This window comes from Raineya orbicola, assembly GCF_002843425.1.
Lineage (GTDB): Bacteria > Bacteroidota > Bacteroidia > Cytophagales > Thermonemataceae > Raineya > Raineya orbicola.
Genome location: NZ_NKXO01000072.1, coordinates 1 through 5,168, shown reverse-complemented (window position 1 = coordinate 5,168; position 5,168 = coordinate 1). Strand labels below are relative to the sequence as shown.

Sequence of the window (5,168 nt, the reverse complement as noted above, 5' to 3'; positions counted from 1 at the left end):
GAGGTAATTGACTCATATGATTAAATATTTAAAAAGTACAACTCAAAGTTAATCATTTTTTCAATTACCCTAAGTTTTTTTATTTAAATCCCTTGAAAACAATAAGTTAGACTTATAATTCACGTTTCTTGTAATTTTTGTAAGAGAAAACCAAATCCTTTTATTTTTGTTTTGCTTGTAAAACTTGTAACTATGCTCTTCAAAGTTTTTCAGAAAAAAAGAGATTACCAAGAAAATTTATTGCTTTTTGCAATGATAAGTATGGCTTTGGTATTTCTTTTTATCACATTTGCTTATTTAGCCCGAAAAGGTTCTGCTGATTGGATTGATTTCAAAATGCCTAAATTATTTGGTTTTAGCACTTTTTTTATGCTTGTGAGCAGTTATACGCTTTTCGTAGCCAATACAGCTTTTGAAAAACAAGATTTCTTTACTTACAAGTATCTATTGGGTACTACTTTTGTTTTAGGCTTTTTCTTTTTGATTTGTCAGTATTTGGGCTGGAAACAATTGGAAGCACAAGGTTTATTTTTTGGTAAAAAAGCAGGTGCGGCGGCAAACTTTTTGTATTTGCTCTCGGGCTTGCATATTTTGCACCTGCTTGCGGGAATGGTGGCTTTGTGGATAGTATTTTGGAAAGCTGTAAAACGAGAAAGTTATGTTGATGATTTCATTCACGCAGTCAATCCGCCTACCCAAAAACGTTTGAAACTCACCACTCGCTTTTGGCATTTTTTAGATATTTTGTGGCTGTATTTGTACATTTTTTTCTACATTCAGCACTAAATTTTCCATTGGTAAAGCACATCTGCGATTTTTCTGTCGTTAGAAAGTCGGGGAACTTTATTTTGTCCTCCTAATTTGCCCAAAGATTTCATATATTCAATGAAAGCATTGGGTTGCAGACGTGTAATTACAAGAGGTCGCAAAATAGCTCCTGAAATCAAATCATCATAATACACATTAAGTTCTGTCATTTTTTTATCCAAAGCTTGGGCAAATTGAGTTAAATCTTTGGGTTCTTTGGCAAAAGAAATGAGCCATTCGTGATAGGGCAAGCCTTCGGTAGGGGTTACTTGCGGGGCAACGGTGAATTCAAGCACTTCGGTTTCAGGAAATTGGTCTAAGGCATATTTGAGGGCTTTTTCTACTTCTTCGCCAATTACGTGTTCGCCAAAGGCTGAAATAAAATGCTTAATTCTGCCTGTAACCACTACTCTGTATGGATTTTTAGAAACAAATTTGATAGTATCGCCAATAGAATACGCCCACAAACCCGCATTACTACTAAGTACCAAAGCATAATTTTTGTTTAATTCCACTTCTCCAATAGTAAGACGAGTAGGTTTTTCATTGAAGTACTCTTCTGTGGGGATAAATTCGTAAAAAATACCTGTATCCAAGAGCAAGAGCATACCGCCGTTGTGGTCGGGGTGGAATTTATCTTGATAAGCAAAAAAACCTTCCGAAGCAGGGAAAAGCTCAATGCTATCAATTTTTTTACCAATGCTATCAAAAAGTTTAGCTTTGTAAGGTTCAAAATTAACGCCTCCGTACACAAATACCGAAAAATTAGAGAAAACATCTTTAATTTTTTTACCTGTTCGGGCGGTAATTCTATCAAAATACATTTGCACCCAAGGGGGAATACCCGAAATCAGGCTCATATCGGCGTGTAGTGTTTCATCAATAATTTTCTCTAACTTCTCCTCCCAATCTTCTATGCAATTGGTTTCCCAAGAGGGCAACTGGTTGCTACGCAAGTATGCAGGTACGTGATGATTAGAAATGCCTGAAAGTCTGCCTGTAAGAATGCCATTTTTATTTTCCAATACGGGACTTCCTGAAAGAAATATAAGTTTTCTATCCACAAAATCGGCGTTACCTGTTTCATAGATATAATTTAATAAGGCATTTTTCGCTCCGTTGATATGATTGTGAATAGAATCGCGGGAGATAGGTATGTATTTTACCCCCGAAGTAGTGCCACTGGTTTTGGCAAAATATAGCGGTTTTCCACGCCAAAGTACATCTTCTTTGCCTTGCAAAATTTGTTCAATATAAGGTTTAAATCCTTCGTAATCACGTATGGGTACTCTTTGTACAAAATCAGTGTGGTTGCGAATGCCTGCAAAATCGTGTTCTTTTCCGAAAATAGTATGCTGAGCCTGTTTGATGATAGTTTGAAAAACTTTTTCTTGGGATACTTCAGGATTTTTTGCCCATTTTTCCTGACGTGCTACTACGTAAGCTGAAAGTGGTTTTGCCAAAAAAGAACGTATGCCCATAACAGATGGAGTAATGATTGGTTGAAAAATTGCTTCAAAGATAAGTAAATTTTTTACAAAAAAATGCTACATAAATACTATGAAAAGGCATATCAAGAAATGGACAAAAATTTTTTTAGCTTTTTTTTTGGAAAAAAACAAATAAAACACAATTTTAGCACGTAAAAATGCAATTTGTCAATGAGCCGAGTAATACAATTTCGTGAAGCCCTACGTGAGGCAATGAGTGAAGAAATGCGAAGAGACCCGCGTGTATTTTTGATGGGGGAGGAAGTAGCAGAATATGATGGTGCTTACAAGGTGAGTCAAGGTATGCTCGCCGAGTTTGGTCCTGAAAGGGTGATTGATACGCCCATTGCCGAATTAGGTTTTGCAGGCATTGGAGTAGGTGCGGCAATGAATGGACTTCGCCCTATTATAGAATTTATGACTTTCAATTTTTCGCTGGTAGCTATTGACCAAGTTATCAATTCGGCGGCGAAAATGATGTCTATGTCGGGGGGGCAGTATTCTGTACCGATTGTGTTTAGGGGGCCCACAGGAAATGCGGGTATGTTAAGTTCGCAACACTCACAAAATTTTGAAAACTGGTATGCCAATACGCCTGGGCTCAAAGTAGTAGTACCTTCTAATCCTTATGATGCCAAAGGTTTGCTGAAAACTGCTATTCGTGATGATGACCCCGTGATTTTTATGGAGTCGGAGCTAATGTATGGTGATAAAGGCGAAGTTCCCGAAGAGGAATATCTTATCCCGTTGGGGGTTGCCAAAGTTACGCGTACAGGTACAGATGTAACGGTGGTTTCTTTTGGTAAAATGATGAAAGTGGCTCACGCCGCCGCTGATGAAGCCGCCAAAGAGGGAATTTCAGTAGAAGTGATTGATTTGCGTACCGTTCGTCCTATTGACTACAAAACCGTAGTGGAGTCTGTCAAGAAAACCAATCGTTTGGTGGTAGTAGAAGAGGCTTGGCCTCTTGCGGCAATTTCTTCTGAAATTGCTTATCACGTTCAACGCCACGCTTTTGATTATCTTGATGCTCCCATTCACCGCATCAATAGTATGGACGTGCCTTTACCATATGCTCCTACACTTATTGAAGCTATTTTACCTAACCCTAAACGTACTTTGGAGGCTATCAAAGCCGTAACTTACCGAAAATAGTAACTTTTACTAAAACTTACTCCCTGACCTCTCGGAGTGTCGGGGTTTTTTGTTATTTTGCAACGCAATATTTCAACAAAAACCTTTTTTCTTATGAATTACGACTTAATTGTGATAGGAAGCGGACCGGGCGGTTATGTTGCCGCTATTAGAGCCAGACAATTGGGCTTGAAAACAGCAGTAGTAGAAGCCGCTGAACTCGGAGGCATCTGCTTAAATTGGGGTTGTATCCCTACAAAAGCCTTGCTCAAATCGGCACAAGTTTTTGAATACATCAAGCACGCCCAAGACTATGGCATACACATTCAGCAGGCTCAAGCCGATTTCAAAGCTATGATTCAGCGTAGCCGAGATGTTGCCGCAGGTATGAGTAAAGGTATTCAGTTTCTTTTCCGTAAAAATCAAGTAGAACTTATTGAAGGTTTTGCCAAACTTACCCGCGATAAAAAAGTAGAAGTAACCGCCAAAGATGGTTCTAAAAAATTATTAGAAGCTAAACATATTCTTTTGGCTACGGGTGGCAGAGCAAGGGAATTACCAAACATCAAAATTGATAACGAAAAAGTAATTGGCTATCGCAAGGCAATGTATATGGATAAGCAGCCCAAAAAGATGATTATTATGGGTTCGGGAGCAATAGGGGTAGAGTTTGCGTATTTTTACAATTCCATTGGTACAGATGTAACAATTGTAGAGTTTATGCCTCGCATTGTGCCTGTGGAAGATGAAGAAATTTCAAAACAACTTGAAAAATCTTACAAGAAAATGGGCATTAAAATTCTTACATCTTCTACCGTAGAGGCTGTGGATACTTCGGGTGCGGGTTGTAAGGTTACGATTAAAACCCCTAATGGTATGGAGCAAATGGAGTGTGATGTGGTGCTTTCGGCAGTGGGGGTTACGGCTAACATTGAAGGAATTGGATTGGAAGAAGCAGGCGTGAAAACAGATAAGGGCAAAGTAGTGGTTGATGAATATTATAGAACGAGCGTTGCGGGTATCTATGCTATTGGTGATATTACGCCCGGTCCTGCTTTGGCACACGTAGCTTCTGCCGAAGGTATAATTTGCGTAGAAAAAATAGCAGGTTTGAACCCTCACCCACTCAATTACAACAATATACCCGGTTGTACATATTGCCAGCCCGAAATTGCTTCCGTAGGGCTTACCGAAGCACAAGCCAAAGAAAAAGGATATGATATAAAGGTGGGAAAATTTCCTTTTACGGCATCGGGTAAGGCTAAAGCAGGTGGCGTGAGCGATGGTTTTATTAAGGTGATTTTTGATGCCAAATATGGCGAGTGGCTCGGTTGCCATATGATTGGGGCAAATGTTACGGAAATGATTGCAGAAGTAGTAGTAGCTCGCAATCTTGAAACCACAGGACACGAAATTATCAAATCCGTGCACCCGCACCCTACGATGAGTGAGGCTATTATGGAAGCAGTTGCGGCGGCTTATGGAGAAGTGATACATATTTAATTCTTCACTTTGCTTGCAGAAAGGGCAGTGTAAAAACTGCCTTTTTTTACGATAACTTTTCAAACTTTTGCCTTTCAGTCCTCCGACAAAATTTTTAGTTTGAAAAAGTAAAAAAAGAGCCATATAATTGTTGAGAGAAAAAACAAAGTTTATATGGCTCACACACAAGGGAAAGCTTTACGCAAAGGTAATGAAATGTTAGCTGTTTTGCAAAAATATTTATCAGATTGGCAT

Annotated in this window: 4 protein-coding genes; 3 read left to right on the top strand and 1 reads right to left on the bottom strand. The window is 38.9% G+C overall.

The annotated features are described in order from the left end of the window. The first annotated feature begins 192 nt into the window (after positions 1-192). The gene (locus Rain11_RS13500; RefSeq protein ID WP_101359896.1) at positions 193-786 is read left to right on the top strand and encodes a cytochrome c oxidase subunit 3; all 594 of its coding nucleotides are present in this window, start codon (positions 193-195) and stop codon (positions 784-786) included. On the opposite strand, the gene Rain11_RS13495 is transcribed toward Rain11_RS13500, so the two are convergent. Beyond that, a complete protein-coding gene (locus Rain11_RS13495; RefSeq protein ID WP_101359895.1) occupies positions 783-2,288 on the bottom strand; it encodes a GH3 auxin-responsive promoter family protein in 1,506 nt (501 codons plus the stop codon). The two genes, Rain11_RS13500 and Rain11_RS13495, sit on opposite strands and share 4 nt — an antisense overlap. A 180-nt stretch (positions 2,289-2,468) precedes the next feature. Here Rain11_RS13495 and Rain11_RS13490 point away from each other — a divergent pair, with 180 nt between their 5' ends. Next, on the top strand, positions 2,469-3,452 hold the full coding sequence (locus tag Rain11_RS13490) for a pyruvate dehydrogenase complex E1 component subunit beta (protein WP_101359894.1): 984 nt from the start codon (positions 2,469-2,471) through the stop codon (positions 3,450-3,452). Positions 3,453-3,545: 93 nt separating this feature from the next. After that, positions 3,546-4,934 (top strand): dihydrolipoyl dehydrogenase, encoded by a 1,389-nt coding sequence (lpdA, locus tag Rain11_RS13485; RefSeq protein WP_101359897.1) that lies wholly within the window; start codon positions 3,546-3,548, stop codon positions 4,932-4,934. Positions 4,935-5,168: the final 234 nt, after the last annotated feature.

Bases quoted from the DNA above. Each gene is read 5' to 3' on its own strand.
- Rain11_RS13495 (WP_101359895.1), bottom strand. From the start codon at position 2,288: ATGGGCATACGTTCTTTTTTGGCAAAACCACTTTCAGCTTACGTAGTA.
- Rain11_RS13490 (WP_101359894.1), top strand. From the start codon at position 2,469: ATGAGCCGAGTAATACAATTTCGTGAAGCCCTACGTGAGGCAATGAGT.
- Rain11_RS13500 (WP_101359896.1), top strand. From the start codon at position 193: ATGCTCTTCAAAGTTTTTCAGAAAAAAAGAGATTACCAAGAAAATTTA.
- lpdA (WP_101359897.1), top strand. From the start codon at position 3,546: ATGAATTACGACTTAATTGTGATAGGAAGCGGACCGGGCGGTTATGTT.